The 20096-nt window shown below is 42.6% G+C and carries 19 protein-coding genes and 1 pseudogene; 12 read left to right on the top strand and 8 right to left on the bottom strand.

Features of this window, described 5'->3' with window-relative positions; genetic code table 11:
- The first annotated feature begins 145 nt into the window (after nt 1-145).
- Complete coding sequence (locus MAS10914_RS0101385; RefSeq protein WP_017314119.1) at nt 146-1624, top strand: cation:proton antiporter; 1479 nt, start codon at nt 146-148, stop codon at nt 1622-1624.
- On the opposite strand, the gene MAS10914_RS0101380 is transcribed toward MAS10914_RS0101385, so the two are convergent.
- The 4 genes and pseudogenes from MAS10914_RS0101380 to MAS10914_RS0101365 all read right to left on the bottom strand — a co-directional run bounded on the left by MAS10914_RS0101380 (nt 1587) and on the right by MAS10914_RS0101365 (nt 4480).
- Nucleotides 1587-2111 (bottom strand): IS630 family transposase, encoded by a 525-nt coding sequence (locus tag MAS10914_RS0101380; protein ID WP_033364721.1) that lies wholly within the window; start codon nt 2109-2111, stop codon nt 1587-1589. The genes MAS10914_RS0101385 and MAS10914_RS0101380 overlap by 38 nt on opposite strands.
- A gap of 47 nt (nt 2112-2158) precedes the next feature.
- Complete coding sequence (locus MAS10914_RS0101375; RefSeq protein WP_017314015.1) at nt 2159-2659, bottom strand: helix-turn-helix domain-containing protein; 501 nt, start codon at nt 2657-2659, stop codon at nt 2159-2161.
- A gap of 57 nt (nt 2660-2716) precedes the next feature.
- Nucleotides 2717-3916 (bottom strand): annotated as a pseudogene (locus tag MAS10914_RS29290) (cation-translocating P-type ATPase); the annotation flags it as partial.
- 54 nt (nt 3917-3970) lie between these two features.
- Nucleotides 3971-4480: a hypothetical protein gene (locus tag MAS10914_RS0101365; protein ID WP_017314117.1), complete on the bottom strand. Its 510-nt coding sequence runs from the start codon at nt 4478-4480 to the stop codon at nt 3971-3973.
- 267 nt (nt 4481-4747) lie between these two features.
- On the opposite strand from MAS10914_RS0101365, the gene rppA reads away from it, so the two are divergent.
- Nucleotides 4748-5464, top strand: coding sequence for a two-component system response regulator RppA (rppA, locus tag MAS10914_RS0101360; RefSeq protein ID WP_017314116.1), 717 nt, complete (start codon nt 4748-4750; stop codon nt 5462-5464).
- A gap of 180 nt (nt 5465-5644) precedes the next feature.
- On the top strand, nt 5645-6355 hold the full coding sequence (locus tag MAS10914_RS0101355; protein WP_017314115.1) for an MIP/aquaporin family protein: 711 nt from the start codon (nt 5645-5647) through the stop codon (nt 6353-6355).
- Nucleotides 6356-6505: 150 nt separating this feature from the next.
- On the opposite strand, the gene MAS10914_RS0101345 is transcribed toward MAS10914_RS0101355, so the two are convergent.
- On the bottom strand, nt 6506-7111 hold the full coding sequence (locus tag MAS10914_RS0101345) for a hypothetical protein (RefSeq protein WP_017314113.1): 606 nt from the start codon (nt 7109-7111) through the stop codon (nt 6506-6508).
- A 104-nt stretch (nt 7112-7215) separates the two neighbouring features.
- Between MAS10914_RS0101345 and MAS10914_RS0101340 the strand changes: the two genes are divergently transcribed.
- The 9 genes from MAS10914_RS0101340 (at nt 7216) to MAS10914_RS0101295 (ending at nt 17005) form a co-directional block, all read left to right on the top strand.
- Nucleotides 7216-8493, top strand: coding sequence for a sensor histidine kinase (locus MAS10914_RS0101340; RefSeq protein ID WP_026082264.1), 1278 nt, complete (start codon nt 7216-7218; stop codon nt 8491-8493).
- A gap of 276 nt (nt 8494-8769) precedes the next feature.
- On the top strand, nt 8770-9123 hold the full coding sequence (locus MAS10914_RS0101335) for a phage holin family protein (RefSeq protein WP_017314111.1): 354 nt from the start codon (nt 8770-8772) through the stop codon (nt 9121-9123).
- A gap of 455 nt (nt 9124-9578) precedes the next feature.
- A complete protein-coding gene (locus tag MAS10914_RS0101325; RefSeq protein ID WP_017314110.1) occupies nt 9579-10730 on the top strand; it encodes a baeRF7 domain-containing protein in 1152 nt (383 codons plus the stop codon).
- Between the two features lie 106 nt (nt 10731-10836).
- Nucleotides 10837-12228 (top strand): magnesium transporter, encoded by a 1392-nt coding sequence (gene mgtE / locus MAS10914_RS0101320; protein ID WP_026082262.1) that lies wholly within the window; start codon nt 10837-10839, stop codon nt 12226-12228.
- A 179-nt stretch (nt 12229-12407) separates the two neighbouring features.
- A complete protein-coding gene (locus tag MAS10914_RS0101315; protein ID WP_017314108.1) occupies nt 12408-13085 on the top strand; it encodes a hypothetical protein in 678 nt (225 codons plus the stop codon).
- 36 nt (nt 13086-13121) lie between these two features.
- Nucleotides 13122-13817 carry a rhomboid family intramembrane serine protease gene (locus tag MAS10914_RS0101310; RefSeq protein WP_017314107.1) on the top strand — a complete coding sequence of 232 codons (696 nt, stop codon included), beginning with the start codon at nt 13122-13124 and terminating at the stop codon, nt 13815-13817.
- A 249-nt stretch (nt 13818-14066) separates the two neighbouring features.
- Nucleotides 14067-15323 (top strand): APC family permease, encoded by a 1257-nt coding sequence (locus MAS10914_RS29285; protein WP_051151107.1) that lies wholly within the window; start codon nt 14067-14069, stop codon nt 15321-15323.
- A gap of 37 nt (nt 15324-15360) precedes the next feature.
- A complete protein-coding gene (locus MAS10914_RS0101300; protein WP_026082261.1) occupies nt 15361-15996 on the top strand; it encodes an SAM-dependent methyltransferase in 636 nt (211 codons plus the stop codon).
- 202 nt (nt 15997-16198) lie between these two features.
- Nucleotides 16199-17005 (top strand): glucose 1-dehydrogenase, encoded by an 807-nt coding sequence (locus MAS10914_RS0101295; protein ID WP_017314104.1) that lies wholly within the window; start codon nt 16199-16201, stop codon nt 17003-17005.
- A 183-nt stretch (nt 17006-17188) separates the two neighbouring features.
- On the opposite strand, the gene MAS10914_RS0101290 is transcribed toward MAS10914_RS0101295, so the two are convergent.
- Genes MAS10914_RS0101290 through iscB form a run of 3 tightly spaced genes read right to left on the bottom strand, consistent with a single transcriptional unit; the run spans nt 17189 to nt 19895 of the window.
- The gene (locus MAS10914_RS0101290) at nt 17189-18250 is read right to left on the bottom strand and encodes a methyltransferase (RefSeq protein WP_017314103.1); all 1062 of its coding nucleotides are present in this window, start codon (nt 18248-18250) and stop codon (nt 17189-17191) included.
- Nucleotides 18231-18551 (bottom strand): hypothetical protein, encoded by a 321-nt coding sequence (locus MAS10914_RS0101285; protein ID WP_017314102.1) that lies wholly within the window; start codon nt 18549-18551, stop codon nt 18231-18233. Before MAS10914_RS0101285 ends, MAS10914_RS0101290 begins: the two co-directional genes overlap by 20 nt.
- A gap of 60 nt (nt 18552-18611) precedes the next feature.
- Nucleotides 18612-19895: an RNA-guided endonuclease IscB gene (gene iscB, locus MAS10914_RS0101280; RefSeq protein ID WP_017314101.1), complete on the bottom strand. Its 1284-nt coding sequence runs from the start codon at nt 19893-19895 to the stop codon at nt 18612-18614.
- Between the last annotated feature and the right edge of the window lie 201 nt (nt 19896-20096).

Genomic DNA, 20096 nt, shown 5'->3' with positions numbered 1-20096 from the left:
TGTTAATTCAATGTTTTTTTCAAAAAAAATCTACCATAACAATGGCTCAAACACTCTCCATCAAGCATGACAAAAATTTTTGACATTTGTATGACCTTTTTGGCAACGTTTATCAAAGAAGTTAAGACAAATTTGTAGAACCAAAGTGGAAGTAGCTTCCTTAGTCACTGTTTCAATTATTCTCCTACTCCTAGCCACTGGTGTTGCCCTGCTAACGCGGCGGCTTCGTGTTCCTTACGTTACAGGTTTAGTGTTGGCAGGTTTGCCAATCACTGAACTATTGTCTCGTCGTATTGGTTTAGATCCAACCCTTGTTTTGAATCTTTTTCTGCCGATTTTAATATTTGATGCTGGCATCAATACAGATATTAGCCGCCTACGAAGCACGTTTAAACCAATTGCCCTCCTAGCTGGTCCAGGGGCTGTGTTTTCCAGTGGTATTATTGCCGTCCTATTGAAATTTGGGCTGGGACTGACTTGGATACCTGCTCTATTTGTAGGAGTCATTCTGGCAAACACTGATACGGTTTCAATGATTGCCGTCTTTAAGGAGATACCGGTACCCTCCCGGCTTTCCACCATTGTTGAAGGAGAAACTCTATTCAATGATGCCGCTGCCCTAGTTTCGTTCAACCTGATTTTGCAAGTCTATTCGACAGGTTCACTCACGTTACTAGAGGGAATTCAACAGCTGCTATTTATCGCTCTAGGAGGCTGCGGAGTGGGGTTAGTCTTGGGCTACTTGAGCATACCTGTATTTACCCGTTTAGATGATCCCCTGAGCAGTCTCTTACTGACGGTCGCAGTTGCATTAGGAACTTTTCAGGTTGGGCAATTTCTAGGTGTATCAGGTGCGGTGGCTGTCGTTGTAGCTGGATTAATTTTCGGGAATTTTGGGCTTTCTCGTAATACTTCTGCTTCTAGTCGCATCACCTTGTTGAGTTTCTGGGAATATGCCAGTTTTACTGTCAACACCTTTATTTTTCTGCTGATTGGTGTAGAAATAAACCTGGTAACGCTCTGGAGGGCTTTACCTGGAATTCTCCTTGCAGTTTTGGCGTATCAAGCAGCGCGAGTTCTTACGGTCTATCCGCTGCTAGCAGGGGTTCGTTGGTTTGACCGTCCAATTCCATTGCGCTGGCAACATTTACTCTTTTTAGGCAACATCAAAGGTTCACTCTCAATGGCTTTGGCGTTGAGCTTACCCACCACACTGCCAGGGCGAGAAGGTCTCATTACTTTAGTCTTCGGTAGTGTGCTGGTGTCATTAGTAGGTCAGGGGTTAAGCTTGCCTTGGCTGGTAAAACGTTTAAAATTATCCAAATTTTCAGAGGTTCAGCTGCAGGTTGAAGAGTTGCAAGCTCAGCTGATGACGGGTAAAGCAGCACAAGATGAATTAGACAGCCTCTTGAAGTCAGGGGTGTTGCCAAAATCTGTCTATGAGGAGATGCGTTCTACTTATCAGGCACGAGTGGCAGGAGCAGAAAGGACACTGCGGGAATTTTATAATCGCCGCCCAGAGGAGTTTGACTCTAAAAGTGGCGAACACAAGAAACTTGATGCCATCCGCCGCCGTTTATACCATTTCACGAAAAGCCTGATACAAATAAAGCATCAAGAATAAAATCCCAACCTGTAATAGAAGCAACGATTGATGTGTTTAATTGTTCCAATCGCTTCCAAATAAATTCTCTTAATTCATCTAAAGTTGAGAAGCTTTCCCAAGTTAAATGCCTTTTAACCTCCTCCCACAATCTTTCAATTGGATTAACTTGAGGTGTATGCGGAGGCTGAAATAACAAAACTATATTTTCTGGTAGTTTGAGATGCTGACTAAAATGAAACGCTCCATTATCTAACTGAAGAATATGTATATCTTGAGAATAAGTCTCTGAGAATTTTTCTAAAAAAATATTGAAACAAGCTGTATTTAAATGAGAGAATTCCCAAATAAAATGCTCTCCAGTTAATGGTTCTACTAATCCATATAAATAAAAATTATCCCGCTTCCATTGCATAATGCCGATGGGCTTGACTCCTTTTGTCGTAATTAATCTCCCAGGTTCAGTCTTCAACCCCACACGGCTTTCGTCTCCACACCAATATCTAATTTTTTTTTGTTTATCGACTGGTGCTATGATGTGTTTTTTAATTACTTCTAGGTATTGTGGCAGTTTTTTTTAAATTCCAATTCTGCTTCACTATCGTATTTGACACCTACGGCTCGCGGTACTTTTAGCTTCGCTTTCATTTGATAGCGCACTGTGTCGTGTACTACTTTATATGATGCTTCTATCCCTTCCACTGCTTTTAACCAAGTTCGTATTTCTTCATAACTTTTAAATCCCTGTGGCTGTTGAAGTTCTCTGTCTAGCTGCTCTCTTGCTTGTAAGTTAATCATTGGCGGTCTTCCTGGACTCTTTTTCGTTGACAATAAACCTTTTATTCCTGATTCGGTATAGTCCTTCAACCATCTTTGTACCGTTACCCTTGCTCTCCCTAGCACCACCGCTACATCCTGTATTGTTTTTACATGACCTATTTTCAGCAAATACAACGCTTGAATCCGTTCACGACTTGATACTATTTTTTGTTTTCTCAGCAGTTCCTGTAATTCTTCTGCTGACTCATATATTTCTACTTTGGTGACTCCAGCCATCTTTGCTCGTTGATATTTATTCCTTCTTTATCTGTATCATAGTTTTAGTGAATTGGTATGAGCATCGTTGCACAACACTCCTGCAAGTAAGCATTCATGTAAAGCCGAATCGTCCCTCAAATCAACGGGCTGTTCATCTAATAAAATTTCACCGTCAGCAGCATAACCCACACCACTCACTGCATAATGCTTGCCGCTGACAAAGATATCTTGAACCGTCATCTGGTTTTCAGTGAGTGTACCAGTTTTATCAGAACAGATAACAGTCGTACTGCCTAAAGCTTCAACAGCTGGTAATTTCCGGATAATGGCGTGGCGACGAGCCATGCGGGAAACACCAATCGCCAAAGTAATTGTGATAACTGCAGGTAAACCTTCTGGAATCGCACTGACTGCTAAAGCGACAGCTGCTTTAAAGCCATCAACCCAAGATTCTCCTCGCGCTAAACCAACTGCAAATGTTAGTGCGGCTAGTGCCAGAATAACGTAAAGCACTTTTTGACTAAATCTATCAATCTTGCGCGTCAGGGGTGTTTGCAGATCCGTACTTTGATCAATTAACTGTGAGATTCTACCTGTCTCAGTTGTGGAACCGATCGCCACAACAATGCCGCTTCCCTGTCCAGAAGTTACCAGACTGCCAGCATATGCCATATTCCTTCGCTCTGCCAGTGGGACTTCTGTTTCGAGTGGATCTGTTGCTTTCTCAACCGGGACAGATTCCCCAGTTAAAGCTGACTCGTCAACTTGTAAATCCCGGACTGTGATCAGCCGCAAATCGGCTGGTATTCGGTCACCGGAGGACAGCAAAACTAAATCGCCTGGGACTAACTCGTTGGAAGAAATCAGTGATTTTTGACCGTCGCGCATCACAGAGGTTTCTGTGGTCGTCATCTCTGCCAAAGCGGCGATCGCACTCTCAGCTTTTGATTCCTGGATAAAGCCAATAATTGCGTTAAGCAGTGTCACAGTGAAAATTACCCCAGCATCTACCCAATCTTGAAGTAAAGCTGTGATGACTCCCGCTACTAGCAAGATATATAATAGGGGCTGATGAAATTGCAGCAGAAATCGTAACCAAGGGCTTTTCTTTTCCTGACCAGACAGTTGATTAGCACCAAAACGTTCCTGCCGATTGGCTACTTCATCGGAGGTTAAACCATTTTCATTGTCACTGTCTAAACGCTGTGCCACTTCCTGTGTAGAGAGAGAGTGCCATTCGTTTTCCGACAAATCCTTATCAGCTGTTATTGGCATATTGGCTCCAAAATCTAGTAAATGCTCCCGCTTAATTGGCTTAAAGCCTTCGACTTATGGATCAAAAACACGCCAATTCTCAATCCCGCACTGTTTTAAAATAGGTTCAGCACGACAGATCTCCTCCTGTGTACCTTTTAGCGTCAACAAATAATCTTTTTGGTATATTCGGTCATTGTAGAGTTGAGCGACTTCTTCGGGAAAAAACCAACCTCGTACTGCGCCAAGAAGACCACCAGCAGATGCACTTCCCAAAAGAGCCATTAAAACAGACCCTGCTGTCAGCGCCGAACCAATTCCAGGAATTAGCAACGCAGCAAAACCTCCGCCTAAGACAAGTAAACCTCCCGCCGTAGCTCCTGCTACCCCACCTGCAACCGCACCTTTTGCTGAAGTCATATTACTTTTCTCAGTTGTGTCAGCACTATCAAGTTTAGGTTTTTTGGTGATTACAGAAACTTTGTGCATTGGGAAGTTAAGACTTCTCAATTTGTCAAGTGCCTGTACCGCACTTTTACGGTTAGGAAGTGTACCAATAGCTTGCTGGAGTTGATGGGAAGCCATTTGCTGTTCAAATTCTGATGAACCAAAATTTTTGCGTTGTTTGGGTTATCTTGAACGTAAACAACAAATATGACTAGAAAGTGATCGTGCTAACTGTGTGCGTAGGTTAAAAAGCTTAAGTTGGCATTTGCCTCGGTAAGGGCAAAACCGCTCTAATAATTCACCTTATCACTCTCAAAGAATCTAACTGGTGGAAGACGTGGGGAGTCTGAGGCTCTTCTATTATAAATAAGCCATTATTGCAAAGAGGCGCAACCGAAACGGCTTATGCGGATCTTAGTTGTAGAAGACGACATCGAACAATTAGAGCCATTGCAAGGTTTGCTCTCGGAAGTCGGATATATTGTGGATGGTGTTGAAGACGGGGAAACTGCACAATGGCTGTTGTCTCAAAAAGAATATGACCTGTTGATTTTGGACTGGATGTTGCCGGCAATCAGCGGGTTGAGTCTGTGTCGTCAGTATCGCCAAGCAGGTAAAACCGCACCTGTACTGATGCTCACTGCTAAGGATACTACCCCAGATAAAGTCACAGGTTTAGATGCCGGGGCGGATGATTATTTGGTCAAGCCTGTAGATTTGGTGGAACTTTTAGCGCGGGTACGTGCTTTGGCGCGGCGAACGCCCTTATGGCAGGGAGAAATCCTCCGCATGGCAGATTTACAACTGCATCTAACTACGTTAATGGTGGAACGGGGTGACGCAAGTGTGGAATTATCGCCCCGCGAAGCTCAACTGCTAGAGTATTTGATGCGTCACCCCAATCAGATTTTAACTCGCAATCAGATAGAAGAAGCATTATGGGAATGCGGTATGGAACCCGAAAGCAATGCTTTAACTGTACTGGTACGCAAGTTGCGGCATCGGTTGCACTTCGTTGGTGCAGAAGATTGGATTAAAACGGTCTACGGCATGGGCTATAGCCTTAAACCCCCTGAGGAGAGTAGGGAAGGGGACAGCAATGCCTTTACTCTACCCGACTAAGATAATTCGCCCAATGTGTTGCACGTCAGTAATGTTGCTTAATCGTTGCTGTCAACAATAAAGCTTATCGCTATGTATTGATTGAAAACTTATGTAGCCTTGACAAATCAATTTTTTTGAAACAATTTTATTGATCAATTTTTTTGAAATGACAGATTCCTGTTGGAGCAGGGAATGGGCATGAAGTCAGCTTTATTGGTTTCACTACGACAGTCGGTCATTCATTGCTGGCAACAGATGCTAGCAGAGGGCATTGGTACATTCATTTTAGTGTTTGCAGGTACTGGCGCTGTAATGGTGAACAACCTTAGTGGCTTTGCTGTAACTCATGTGGGGATCAGCTTTGTATTTGGTGCCGTTGTCACCGCTTTGATTTACTCGATAGGGCATCTTAGCGGCGCACACTTCAACCCAGCCGTTACATTAGCATTTTGGACAAGTGGTTTTTTCCCAAAACGCCGAGTATTACCATATATTTTGGCGCAGTCAGTAGGAGCAATAGCAGCTTCAGCTTTACTATTAGTTAGCTTGGGACCAATTGCCAATTTAGGAGCAACCTTACCACTGAATGGGAATTGGTTGCAATCTTTGGTTTTAGAAACCGTTCTCACATTCATTCTGATGTTCGTGATTTTTGGTTCTGGACTAGACCGCCGCGCTTACATTGGTTTCGCAGGGTTGGCGATTGGGTTAACAGTGGGACTAGAAGCGTTGTTTATGGGACCCATTACAGGAGCAAGCATGAATCCAGCCCGGTCACTTGGTCCAGCTCTTGTAGGAGGAATTTGGCAGCATCACTGGGTTTATTGGGTCGCACCCATTCTGGGAGCGCAATTAGCAATGATGGTTTACCGACAGCTTTCCAACGAATTTCTTGATTTTAAAGAATAGCTTGAAATTAAAAGAACAAGGAGGTTCCAGCATTGGCAGCGCTCAATTGCTTGAAAGACGCGGAACTAGCATTGCTTTTTGGAAATTTTATCGAATTCGTAGCAATCTAGTGTGGTTTACCCTAACGATGGGGAGTATTTTGAATGCTCGCTAGCTTTTTACTCGATAGCTGACTAACATCGTGGCATTTTCAGGAGACAGTCCTAGTTCTTGAACAATCATGGCTTTTACAGAGCTTAATTCTGTGACTGGAAACTCAAATTCTAACTTTTTGAGTACAGAGTCTGCGGTGTTGACCTCAACTTTGGTAAACCCCTGCTCCTTATCGATTTCAGCTAGGATTCCTAGCGCCTTGACTGCAAGCTGCACCTGCATTTGTGTATTAGGTTGCAGAGTTTCTATTTCCGCAGATACTCCCAGTTCTTGAGCAATCATGGCTTTTAGGCTGCCTAATTCTGTGACTGGAAACTCGAATTCTAACTTTTTGAGTACAGAATTGGCAGTATTAAGTTCAACTATGGTATTTTCACGCTCCTTTTCAATTTCAGCTTTGATGACTTGCACATTGACTAAAAGCTGTATTGTTAGCGTATGTGTATCAGCTTGGAGCTTGTCTACTGTACCGTAGTAACGACTCAATAGCAGGTTTGTTAATGGTTCACCACCAAGTCCAAAAGCAATTAAAAGCAGTGGCACAGGCAGCACAAATTCTAGCTTGAAAGACTGTAATTTTAGCAACCAACGGGACAAGGACATAGGGTAACAAGCGCGAATAGGCAACGAGTAAGCAGATTAGAATCTAGATAAACCAAGTATCACAATTCTCCCCTCTGCATGATACTAACCTCTCGCCTCTAGTTATGTTTAATCGTAGTCGTGGCAATCTAGCTCTATGGTTTACCCTAACGATGGGGAGTATTTTGGTCGTTTTTGCCGGAGTACTTTACTACCAGAAAGTCTTAAACGAACTAGAGGATTTAGATCGCTTACTCTACCAAAAATCCAGAGTGATGGCGGTGAACGCGAAGTATGATCTGCGTCAGGGACAGTTAGACCTAGAAAATGTGCCCCTCTTAGGGACTAATTTCCCACCACTGGGTACTGAACTTGTATACGCGCGTTGGTACGATACCAAAGGGCAACTGGTGCAATTTTTTGGTACGACTCCAAGAGCGCAGTTGACAATGACCCCTGGATTTCATACTATCAAGACCGCGCTTCATTCCTCAAGTGCAATGCCCACTGTTATCTGGCTCCGTCAGTTAACGCTGCCCGTTTACCAAGATAATCTGTTAATCGGTTATCTTGAAGTTGCAATGCCACTGACACCGACCCAAAATGATCTGGCTCAGTTACGGCTGGTTTTGCTCGTCACAGTGCCAGTGACTTTAGGGATAATAGGTCTGGCTGGTTGGTTCTTGGGGGGAGTAGCAATGCAACCGATTCGTCAGACTTACGAACAGTTACAACGCTTTACAGCTGATGCTTCTCATGAATTGCGATCGCCTCTAGCAGCAGTTATCAGCAATGCCCAATACGGCTTACTCTCTACATCTAGCAATCCCGCCCAACAACGTCAGCGCTACGAGAAAATCGTTCATGTTGGCAAGTCAATGAGTCTCCTTATCAATAATCTGCTGTTTCTGGCGCGTCATGAAGGACGATTACCTCCGCAATCGTTGCAATCAGTTGATTTGAACAAATTGCTTATTCAGCTAGTAGATAACTATGCAACACAAGCAGATGCACAACATATCAGCTTAACTTGCGAATTGCCCCCTGACAATGTGAAAGTGCAAGCTGAACCAGACTTACTGCGTCAAGCAGTGGTTAATTTGGTTAGCAACGCCTGCAAATATACGAACGCTGACGGGAAAGTGCTGTTGCGGCTTTTCACCCAGTCACATCAGGCTGTCATTCAAGTCGTAGACAATGGGATTGGGATTCCTGAAACTGATTTACCGCATATTTTTGAGAGATTTTATCGAGTCGATAAGAAGCGTTCCCGTAAAACAGGCGGGTTTGGTTTGGGGTTGGCGATCGCCCAACAAATTGTTCAAGCACACGGCGGTGAGATTAGCGTCAAAAGTGCCGTTGGGGAAGGTTCAACTTTTCAAATTGTTTTACCACTTAAGTAGCCGCAGCAATTGTCGCTGTCATTTTCTGCTCACATTTCTTGGCAATACTGAAGATAGCTAGAGAAAAAGGTTATCACTCCTTGTAACCTCTAACTATTTGTTGTGTGTTGTGGGTTGAAAACCCATACGTGTTGGAACTGATGGGGCGATAGGACTTTTGTGTGTAGACGCCCTACGCACTTCTACCCGTAAGGGTAGCACCTTCCCATCAGCTTCATTTACTATCGCTTAATTGCAACTCGCTATCAAACTCTAACCAGTGACGAGATTTGAACCATGTTGATAGTAAACTTCTTACTGACTTGGCTAGTTGCTGCTTTATCACTATTATTGACAGCTTATCTTGTACCAGGCTTTGCTTTTGATAGTTTTGGCACAGCCGCGATTGCAGCATTGATTTTAGGGTTAGTCAATGCATTTGTTCGACCTGTTTTGTTCATTTTGACGCTTCCCTTCACCATTGTGACGCTTGGTTTGTTCCTATTTGTCGTTAACGCACTCATGCTTTGGCTGGTAGGATTCCTCGTTCCTGGTTTTATAGTTGCTGGTTTCCTACCTGCGTTATTAGCTTCAGTTGTTCTGACACTTGTTTCTACACTGTTAAGTCTTTTTGTCAGAAATGCTATTTAATATTGTTAGTTTTTTCTCAGTCGTTGTCATTTTCTCTTCACATTTATTGTCAATACTGAAAATAACTAGCGCGGATTGAATCAACTGTGAATCAAATAGATGAATTACCAATTCACTTTTTTGATGTAACAGTTGATATTCTTCCTTACCCCCATATTCCTGGACTGCTAGGCATAAGCGGGGGTTAAGGATTTTTCTGTAGCACATCAAAATAGAAATTGAATTTTTGCGTTCAATAATTCATCTTCATACCCCCAATAATATTATGTCCGAATCAACACTTATAAAAAACAAAAAACTCACCTGCCGACGGCACCTTCTCCTTATTAAGGAGAGGGTTGGGGTGAGATCAAGCAGGAATTCTAACTAATTAAGGTGGCTTGATATAACTCACATGAAAAAAAAATGATACCAAATTTTTCAATATCTTGTCTTTTTATGAAGGAGCCAAAGCCATGAAAATATTGTCCATTTATCAACTAAAGACTTTAATAGAAAAACAGGATGGCGTTTGTGTCTCAATTTATATGCGAACTCCTCGGCTAGGAACAGAAACGCAACAAGACCCAACTCGGTTTAAAAATTTGCTGCGAGAGGCAGAGGAACAGCTCATAAAAAGTGGGCTTCGTGGTCAAGATGCAAGAGAGTTGTTAGAAAGAGCTAAAGAACTCGATGAATATAAATTTTGGCAGCACCAAAGTGATGGACTGGCAATTTTTATTTCTAATAACTTGTTTAGCTATTACTGCCTTCCAATCAATTTTCAAGAGTTAGTCGTTGTCACCGACCGTTTTCATCTGAAGCCCTTGCTACCTCTGCTTACAGGTGATGGACAATTTTATATTCTGGCTCTCAGTCAAAATCAAGTGAGACTATTTCAAGGGACGCGTTATAGTGTCAGCGAGATTGAATTGGAAAATGTACCTCAAAGTATTGCTGAAGCATTGAAATATGATGATGCTGAAAAACAGTTACAGTTTCATACTGGCACGTCACAAGCAGGCGGCGATGCTCGCGCTGCAATGTTTCATGGTCAAGGTGCCGACAATGATGAGCAAAAGGATAATATTGTACGATATTTTCGTCAGGTGAATGCAGGATTACAAGAGTTATTGAAAAATCAGCAAGCGCTTTTAGTATTAGCGGGTGTGGAATATTTATTTCCTATTTACAAAGAAGCAAATACTTATCACTATTTGATGGATGAAGGAGTGACTGGTAATCCAGATGAGTTAAAAGCACAAGAATTACACAGGTGTGCCTGGGAAATTGTACAACCCTACTTTCAAGAAGCTCAAGAAGCAGCAGCTGATCGCTATCAGGCATTAGCAGGTACAGGGCAAACGAGTAACAATATTAAAGAAATTGTTCCTATGGCTTATTATCAACTGGTTGATACTTTGTTTGTTGCAGTTGGTGTACAGCGGTGGGGAAATTTTACGCCAGACGATAATTTAGTTGAATTGCATTGGAAACAAGAAATTCAGAAGGAAGATTTAATGGATTTTGCTGCTATCCATACTTTATTGAACGGTGGAACAGTTTATGCAGTTGAGCCAGAATTAGTCCCAGGTAATGCACCGTTAGCTGCTGTGTTCCGATTTTAATTCATGATGTAATGAGTTCAAGGGTGATTGATTTTGTTATTCACACTTGAATCTTGTCCATCTACCACAAAGGTTTTTATTTAAGTCTGCATCAAGGGGGTTTACTTTGACTGAGAATCGATTTCCCTCTCTAGGACGACCGAATCGACAAGAACTTGTGGAGTTAGTGCGATCGCAACTACAAACACTGCTACAACAAGAAAACTTGCAGGGAGCAAAAGCCTTACTTGTACCTGTACAACCTGCGGATATCGCCCAAGCAATTGAAGGGTTACCAGAAGCAATGCAGGCGATCGCTTTCCGCTTACTTTCCAAACAGGAAGCGATTGAAGTTTATGAATATCTCGACCCCAGTGTCCAGCAGTCGCTGATCGCAGAATTCAAACATCAAGATGTCCTCGACATTGTAGATCAAATGCCGCCGGATGACCGAGCGCGACTCTTTGACGAGTTACCTGCTAAAGTTGTCAGGCGGCTGCTTCAACAACTGAGTCCTGAGGAACGCCAAGCGACAGCCCTGCTTTTGGGCTATAAAGTAGGTACTGCTGGGCGATTGATGACCCCAGAATATATTTCGCTCAAGGAAAGTATGACAATTGCCCAAGCCTTGGAGCGAATTCGCAGTTTAGCAAACGCTACGGAAATTATCTACTACTTGTATGTTACTGATGGTCACCGCCATCTGACAGGAACTCTTTCCCTACGGGATTTAGTCATGGCACAGCCAGAGCAAACAGTTAGTGAAATCATGACGCGGGAAGCGGTATTTGTCCACACCGACACCGATCAAGAAGAAGTGGCACAAATCATTCAGCACTATGACTTTGTTGCCTTACCTGTGGTAGATACCGAGCAGCGTTTAGTTGGTATTGTCACTGTTGATGATGTCATTGATGTTTTACAGCAGGAAGCAACAGAAGACATTTACACTCTGGGTGGTGTTCAGGCTGGTGGCGACAATTATTTCCAAACTAACCTAGTTGTTGTTGCTCGTAAACGTGTTGTTTGGCTGCTGGTGCTGCTGGTCACTAATACGGCTACCGCTGTGGTGATTCAAAATCAAGAGGCGATTTTAGAGCAAGTTGTTGCCTTAACTTTTTTTATTCCATTATTAATTGACGCAGGTGGTAATGTTGGAGCACAGTCTTCAACGGTTGTCATTCGGGGACTAAGTACTCAGGAAATTCGCTCCAAAAGGGTAGTAGGCGTGATTGGACGGGAGGCGATTGCTGGGGCAATTTTGGGGTTAATGTTAGGGACAGTGGTGACGGTATGGGCTTATTTTCTCCAAGGCAATTGGGGAGTGGCACTTTCCGTGGGAATTAGCCTATTTGCAATTTCTGTTTTAGCCTCCGTGTCAGGTTCTGCCCTACCTTTTTTGTTTCGTCGTCTCGGTCTAGATCCAGCCTTGATGTCAGCTCCGTTTATTACCACTGCGGTTGATGTTTTAGGTGTTTTTATTTATCTATCGGTAGCAAGACTTATTTTACAACTTTAGATAGTAACAAGTATTTGTATTTATCGATATGCCAACTCTATCTTTGTAAAGTACCAAACAAGATATTTAATTTTAGTGAACTTCTATTCTTATTAACTCTTCTTCCTATCTTTTTGTCACTTTCTAATCACATTTTTTATTCAAAATAGAGACAACACAATGAACAAGAAAAAACAGACATGAACAATATTTTTTGGCAACGCGCATCTACTTTATTAGCTCTGACATCTGTGACTTTCGTTGGTATGATGCCAGTTCGTGCAGAAAATACTACTATTAGTTCTGATAATGTAGTACAAAAGCAAGAAAATAGCAGTGAAACTGCTGGTACGACTTTGACTTCTGCATCTGCTTTGCTAGCTGCACCAACATCTCAAATAGAACAAACACCGACAGCAACTACACCTCAGGCTGAATCAACGCAGGTTGCTCAAGTTGTTTCTCCTGGGAGAACCACTCGCTCTGGTCCTAGTTATATTGGTATTGGCGGTAATATTGGTTTGACTGGTAATACGACTTTAAGTGAAGGTGCATTTAGTGTCATTAGCAAAATTGGACTAACCAGAAACTTGTCTGCCCGTCCGGCTGCTGTCATTGGCGATAACACAGTCTTTCTGATTCCACTGACTGTAGATTTTCCCCAAGAAAATTTGGAAGTGACCCAACTGAATATAGCGCCTTATATTGGCGGCGGTGTGGCAGTTTCTACGGGCAGAGATAGCACTGTTGGCGCATTAATTTCTGGTGGTGTAGATGTTCCTTTATCTCCACAAATTACAGCAACGGGTGGGGTGAATGTCAGTTTTATTGATGAAACTGATGTCGGGGTGTTAGTGGGAGTTGGCTACAACTTCTAAAGATTCAAAGAATGGTCATTGTGAGGAAAAACAACCGTGGTTCCTTTGCGAGATAACAACCCTACAACAATTACCCCATTTGTTACATACGGGATAATTATTGCTAATATCGTTGTTTTTCTTTATCAACTGAGTCTAACACCGCAACAATTGCAAGAGTTTTTCCGGACTGCAGCCCTAGTACCGTGCCAACTTTCAACCACCTGTCCCAGTAGCTTGGAAAATTCACTGATACCAGAATGGATGACCTTGATTACGTCTCAATTTCTGCATGGCGGTTTTTTGCACTTGGCAGGGAATATGCTGTTTCTGTGGATTTTTGGTAACAACATTGAAGACCGCTTGGGTCATGTGAAATATCTCATTTTCTATCTAACGTGCGGTGTTTTGGCAGCATTGAGCCAGTGGTTCTTTTCACAGAATTCTACAATTCCTTCCTTGGGTGCTAGTGGCGCAATTGCAGGAGTTTTAGGTGCATACATTCTCCGTTTCCCAAAAGCCGAGGTTCTCACCTTAGTTCCCTTGGGATTTTTCTTGACTACAGTCCGACTTCCCGCATTTTTCTTTCTTGGGTTTTGGTTTGTCCAGCAAGCCTTCTATGGTATCGCTAGCTTACAGGCTCGTACCAACGTTGGTATGGAAAGTGGCGGGATTGCTTACTGGGCACACGCAGGAGGCTTCGTCTTCGGGGCAATTCTTGGTCCTCTATTCGGCTTGTATAAGCGCCGCTAGAAAACTCTAAATTTCAGTATGAAATGAATTCGCTCCTTTAAAGTCTACCACCTTAGTAGGAAGCTATTAATCCCTTCGCCTGCAACACTTTCAGTCAATATGCCAGGAAATTTTTATCCAACTGGGATGGTACCAAAGTGAGCAAACGCACAAATTATCCTTTACCAAATACTGTGGTTGCAAGCAAAGTCGCGCCGCAAGGGACGCTTTCCTTAAAAGACGCGATCTGCCGAAGGCAGCAGCGAAGCTATCGCCCTAATTGTTGGCGTTGCTATCGGTGTTGGTATCTTTGAGACACCATCCCTCGTCGCAGCAAATGTCGAAAGTGCGTTTGGGGCGCTGTTTGTTTGGTTTTTAGGTGGTGCAATGTCGTTGATTGGTGCTATGTGTTACGCCGAATTGGCGACAGCGTATCCCCATGTTGGTGGTAATTACCATTACCTCATGCGTGCTTTTGGCAAAAATTGGGCGTTCCTATTTGCTTGGGCGCGAATGACGGTGATTCAAACTGGTTCTATTGCACTTTTGGCGTTTGTGTTCGGAGACTATATTTCACAGTTGTGGCGACTTGGTGATTATTCCCCGTCTATTTACGCTGCTGGTGTCATCGTCATTTTGACCATCGTCAATATAGTTGGTATCCAACAGGGTAAATCCACCCAAAAATGGCTAACAGTTGCCACAATACTCGGCTTAGTGTTAGTTATTGTTGCTGGTTTAGTTTTTACTCCACCACCTGTAGTGTCTGCTGCACCGACATCCCAAGGAAATTTCGGTTTGGCGATGGTTTTTGTGTTGCTGTCTTACGGCGGTTGGAATGAAGCGGCTTATATTTCCGCAGACTTACAAAACACTAAACGCAACATGGTGAGGTCACTTCTGTGGAGTATTGGCATTATTACAGTAATTTACTTGTTGATCAACATAGCTTACATAACCGGATTAGGACTATCAGGAATGGCACAACAAGAAGCTGTCGCAGCTTCTTTAATGCGCCGCGCTTTTGGCGAACTTGGTGCTGTGTTTATCAGTTTACTGGTTGCGGTTGCTACTTTGGGTGGAATCAACGCCACGATTTTTACTGGTGCTCGTAGCAACTATGCACTTGGGCAAGATTTTGCGTTGTTTTCTTTTATGGGCGACTGGAGAAATCGCTCCAGTACACTAACGAAGGCAATGCTGGCGCAGGGTGCAATAACGCTTTTTTTGGTGTTATTGGGGACTGTGACGCGCAAAGGTTTTGAAACGATGGTGGATTACACCGCCCCCGTGTTTTGGTTCTTTTTCTTACTCAGCGGCGTGTCGCTGCTCGTGTTACGCGTGCGTGAACCTCATGTATTCCGACCCTTTCGCGTCCCTTTTTACCCTCTAACACCGATACTCTTTTGCCTCATTTGCGGTTATTTGCTTTATTCGAGCCTTGCGTATACTGGAGTGGGCGCGCTCGCGGGAGTAGCAGTGGTGTTAGCTGGTGTACTGCTTTTGCCCATATCTAGGCAACGCTAATTTTTATGAAAATTGCGGTAATTTCAAACTAAACAGTATGCAGTTACATCGAATGCTTGGATTATTGGTTGTAAGTGTGAGTGTTAGTAGCTTGATGTTTACAGGTTGCACTCAACAACGCAATTTTGAAGCAGAAGCAGAAGCCCAAACGCCAACCACCGCTGCACAACCTCAAGAACGTCAGGCTAATGTACCTTACGTTCCGACACCTGAAAAAGTCATTGAGCGAATGCTGAAACTGGCAAATGTGTCAAGTAACGATGTGCTTTATGACCTTGGTAGCGGTGATGGGCGGATTCCAATTACTGCCGTGCAAAAATACGGTGCAAGTCGTGCTATTGGTATAGAGATTAATCCCGAGTTAGTTCAGCGAAGTCGAGAAAACTCTCAAAAGGCAGGAGTGACTGACCGCGTGAGTTTTTTACAACAAGACCTTTTCCAAACTGATTTGAGTCAAGCTACAGTGGTAACGCTCTATCTGTTACCTAGTGTCAATTTGCAACTGCGACCAAAGCTGTTGCAGGAACTCAAACCCGGTACGCGCATTGTTTCCCACGATTTTGATATGGGGGAGTGGAAACCTGAGCGTGTAGAGCGGGTACAGGGTTCGGCTCGTCAGCACACCATCTACTATTGGGTCGTTCCTGAGAATCCCTCAGCTAATTTGCAATGAAGTTTTCAATAGACCTCTCCAAAAAACAATGTAGAGACGTGCCATGGCACGTCTGGTACAAGGGTTGTAGACAACGCACAATTAATTTCTAGAGATGTCTAATTATCAGTCACTACTTATTAGTCGATAATGATGAGTACTCCTCATTAGCTAACTTCTACCAATTGCCCATTACGTAACTTATTCAGGAGGTTCAATCGCGATGAAAGGTTTGAAAGGCAAAAATGTGTTGGTAACGGGTGCGAGTTCAGGAATTGGGCAAGCAATTGCAGTTCGATTTGCTCAAGAAGGTGCAAATGTTGCCATTAACTACCGCAAAAATCCTGAAGATGCCAAAGAAACTGAGGAAATGGTAGAAAATGCCTGCGGTGAGATTCGAGGTTGTGGTGTTGAAAGCCTTCTGGTCCAAGCTGATGTCTCCCAAGAAGAAGATGTCGTCAAAATGGTGGCTGCTGTTGTGGAAAAGTTTGGCAGGCTTGATATTTTAATCAATAATGCTGGCATTCAAATTGAGGGGGCAGCTCATGAAATGAAAATTGAAGACTTTGACCGAGTTGTTGCCGTAAATCTTAGAGGTGCGTATATCTGCGCCCGTGAAACGCTTAAACATTTTCTTTCTCGTAGCGGCGGTGGTGTAATTCTTAACATTTCCAGCGTTCACGAAATCATTCCCAAACCGAAATATGTTGGGTATTCCGTGAGCAAAGGAGGGATGGAAAACCTGACGCGTTCCTTGGCTTTGGAATACGCATCCAATAACATTCGTGTGAATGCAATTGCACCAGGAGCGACTATTACACCAATTAACAAATCATGGATTAACGACCCTGAGGCAAAGGCAGAAGTTGAGAGTAATATTCCTATGGGTCGTGCTGGAACCTCAGAAGAAATGGCAGCATCTGTGGCATTTCTTTGCTCAAATGAAGCTGCTTATATTACCGGACAAACCCTGTTTATTGATGGTGGATTGACGCTTTATCCCAGCTTTCGTGAGCCTTGGTCTTCATAAGAAAGTCAAAGCGCGTGGCATATATGTCAATGTCAATAGCGTCGTTTGATGCGATTATTTGAGACTCTATTGAGAACAGAGTCTTGTTAATGACGCGCTGGCGTTTGCCTTCCCCATGCAGGAATAGGTATGTTACATACCTATTTTCATCAACCTGGTAGTATGCTATGCGCTTGTAATACATTACGGCTTATTTATTTTGATGATCCGGGTAACTACACCTGTGGGGTTGTTTGATTGGATAAAGGCATCTTTGGGTAGAGATTCTTTGTATGTATCTCGGCTATCTAACCATGCTTTAAAATCTTGGTATTTGCGATTAAAGAATACTGACTCTGGAATTATTGCTATTAGTATTCCTCCTGATTTCATTAACTTACACGCATGGTAGATATGCTCAATTAATTGAGAGAAGGGAGGGTTCATAATGATATGCGAGTAGAGATTCTCAGTTGTGTAATCTAGAAAATCTCTACCTACTAAATTGAATCTTTTCAATTCAAGTATCTTGCGTAGAGTTGGATTAATTTCTACGACTTCTAAATTGGCTTGAGGATATTTTTTGAATATGGATTCAGCAATGCAGCCAGAACCAGCACTGGGTTCAAGTATGCGAGAATTTTCATTAATTTCTGCTAGTTGAATTAGGCGATCGCAAATAGAAGAAGGGGTGGGGAAGAAGTCTCCTGACTTCATTCCGATGATTTCTAATTCCAGTCGGTTTAACTCTTGTTGGGTGGTATCAACCTCTTCAAGTTTAACAACTTTCTGAATTTCAGCGATTGCAGACATAATCTCGCTTGCGGTGTAAATACTTGCACGGTTGAGAGACTTTACCCTATCTTGATAAGATTCATCCTTAAAAACTTCCTTGACTTCTTCGAGAGTCTTTGCTCTTTGAGAGATTTTGTACAAGGCTTCTACTTGGGACTTTTGGGAGATGCCGCGCAGCACTTCGGGAATATTTCCGAAGAACCACATTTCGGCTATTGCAAGCAACCAAGACTGGATTGTCTGTAGTTCCACTCCTTCGGCAATAATTCCTTGGGCTATTGTTTTGCGGCGTTTGGTTGCCCGCTGTTTGTTTATAGCGGGATTGAGCTTACTGTTAATTGATTGTTGCATTGAGGCAGCAAGTTCTCGCAGTTTTGCAGCTTGCTTAGGGTTAGGAGTGTTGAAATTGAAGGTACAAAAGCTGCTGGGGGTTGTGTGTTGTGAAGTTCTTTTAAAGAGTGATAGCTGCATTTTCTTGCAAATCCTTAAGCGCACATTGAACGATGAGAGATTCTTCAGTATCCCAGGCTTTAACTTCCCAAGGGGTAGGGAGTCGTTCGCTTGGGCGAACTATAGCCTGAGAGCATTTGTTCTTACGAATTATCCAGTTTTGAAAGGTTTTGGCTTTTTCTTTTGAGTCAAACCCAAAGTAAGTAGTTTTCCTCACTCCCATAGGGCTGGTGATAGTGGCGACTCGTGGGGATAAGATGTTGAGTGTCCAACCATCGGATGTAAGTTCAACTTTTTTGACTTTAATTTCGAGCGAGTTCATCTAAATCTCCTAGAAAGCTCCTTTTATGAGTTGTTTAAGGGGAAAGGAATAGGAGACAATTTAACTGTACCCATACCCATCTTTCTTTTGAACAATTTGACAATATTGATGACTAATACCTTGGACTAATCCATTTTTGGTTGAGATATTGAAGCTACCACTACTTCTAGTTGCTACTCTGCCAATATAAATTCCAATCTTCTTGCCTTTAGTAACAACTGCGCGAGCGATATCGCCTGTTTGAAATCCAAAGTGGAACTTATTTCGAGGACAGTATCGATTGGGAAATCCATATTTATTGGTTCGAGCTATTTGTCTTGTTCCATGTCCAGTTGCTTTAATTAAAATTGGTTTTACTCCTTTAAGAAGAAGTTTTTCAGGTGTACTAATTCCAACATTACAACTATCTATCCAGTGGGCTTTTTCCAAATCTCGAGTCGTACGATTATATTTGGTTAATCCACCACTACCTGTTTCCACTGGCAAACCTATTGCTTGTAATCTTCTGAATAGTTCCCATCTAGTAGTGTTTACCACTGCTGCATCAACTAGTGGTTTTTTTGATTGAGATAATATTTGTTTTAGTAATTCAGGTTTACGTTTTAAGAATTCCTCTACTGGTTTATTTCCCTTCTTAATATTGCATCTTTCGCATGCAATAGTGAGATTTGAAATTCGATTACTTCCTCCTTTACTTTTGGCAAGAATATGTTCAATTTGTAGTGGCGTATTTTCTGCTTGACAGTATGCACATTTGTAATTCCATTTTTGCAGTAAATACTCGCGTACTTCATATCCTGCTCTGGTTCCTTGTTGATATTCCACACTTTGTATACTTGAGTTTTGAATTAGTTGTGTGTCAAATTTCACCAGTTCTTGAGAAAGTGCTGTTGTTGGGCAACTTTTTCTTAATCTATTAACCCAAGTTATGATATTTTCTACTCGGCTATTAAGCGATGGCGAAAGCCAGCCTTTCGAGCGACGACGGTTGAGAAATTTAGCTTTACGGTATCTGGTTTTTCTATTCCTCCTGCTTCTTCTAATTTGTCTTCTAGCAAGCAATGCTTCTCGGATTTGAAAACCACGGTGGGTAAGGTGACTAGCAAATACTACTCTACCTGTTTGCTCTTGAACTATTGCTAATCCTGTAATGCGCGAACCAGGGTCAATTTTCAATCTGTGATTGCTGATAGTTGAATTTTCTAATTTTCTATCCTTTAGAATTATAGTAAAGGGATAGCGTTTGAAGATGGCAGCACGACCAGATTTAAGTAGTTGTCTTGCTCGTTTTGGATGACAAGGATCGAGTGGTTGTTTTTGTTGATCTAGGACAAATACCTGCATTTTTTTGAATTAGTATGTAAGTTGCTCTCTTCCCTAACGGGAGTGAAGTTTGCCTCGCCCGGTTATCTAGATTTGTTGTGCTAACCACACTGTTGGGAATACCCTGATACCATTTCACGAAAAGCCTGATACAAATAAAGCATCAAGAATAAAATCCCAACCTGTAATAGAAGCAACGATTGATGTGTTTAATTGTTCCAA

This window comes from Mastigocladopsis repens PCC 10914 (assembly GCF_000315565.1).
In the GTDB taxonomy this organism is placed as follows: domain Bacteria; phylum Cyanobacteriota; class Cyanobacteriia; order Cyanobacteriales; family Nostocaceae; genus Mastigocladopsis; species Mastigocladopsis repens.
This window is presented reverse-complemented; position numbering and strand designations above follow the sequence as displayed.

Bases quoted from the DNA above. Each gene is read 5' to 3' on its own strand.
- MAS10914_RS0101285 (WP_017314102.1), bottom strand. From the start codon at position 18,551: ATGAACTCGCTCGAAATTAAAGTCAAAAAAGTTGAACTTACATCCGAT.
- MAS10914_RS0101375 (WP_017314015.1), bottom strand. From the start codon at position 2,659: ATGGCTGGAGTCACCAAAGTAGAAATATATGAGTCAGCAGAAGAATTA.
- MAS10914_RS0101355 (WP_017314115.1), top strand. From the start codon at position 5,645: ATGAAGTCAGCTTTATTGGTTTCACTACGACAGTCGGTCATTCATTGC.
- MAS10914_RS0101325 (WP_017314110.1), top strand. From the start codon at position 9,579: ATGAAAATATTGTCCATTTATCAACTAAAGACTTTAATAGAAAAACAG.
- MAS10914_RS0101340 (WP_026082264.1), top strand. From the start codon at position 7,216: ATGTTTAATCGTAGTCGTGGCAATCTAGCTCTATGGTTTACCCTAACG.
- MAS10914_RS0101295 (WP_017314104.1), top strand. From the start codon at position 16,199: ATGAAAGGTTTGAAAGGCAAAAATGTGTTGGTAACGGGTGCGAGTTCA.
- rppA (WP_017314116.1), top strand. From the start codon at position 4,748: ATGCGGATCTTAGTTGTAGAAGACGACATCGAACAATTAGAGCCATTG.
- MAS10914_RS0101300 (WP_026082261.1), top strand. From the start codon at position 15,361: ATGCAGTTACATCGAATGCTTGGATTATTGGTTGTAAGTGTGAGTGTT.
- MAS10914_RS0101315 (WP_017314108.1), top strand. From the start codon at position 12,408: ATGAACAATATTTTTTGGCAACGCGCATCTACTTTATTAGCTCTGACA.
- iscB (WP_017314101.1), bottom strand. From the start codon at position 19,895: ATGCAGGTATTTGTCCTAGATCAACAAAAACAACCACTCGATCCTTGT.
- MAS10914_RS0101345 (WP_017314113.1), bottom strand. From the start codon at position 7,111: ATGTCCTTGTCCCGTTGGTTGCTAAAATTACAGTCTTTCAAGCTAGAA.
- MAS10914_RS0101290 (WP_017314103.1), bottom strand. From the start codon at position 18,250: ATGCAGCTATCACTCTTTAAAAGAACTTCACAACACACAACCCCCAGC.
- MAS10914_RS0101335 (WP_017314111.1), top strand. From the start codon at position 8,770: ATGTTGATAGTAAACTTCTTACTGACTTGGCTAGTTGCTGCTTTATCA.
- MAS10914_RS0101365 (WP_017314117.1), bottom strand. From the start codon at position 4,480: ATGGCTTCCCATCAACTCCAGCAAGCTATTGGTACACTTCCTAACCGT.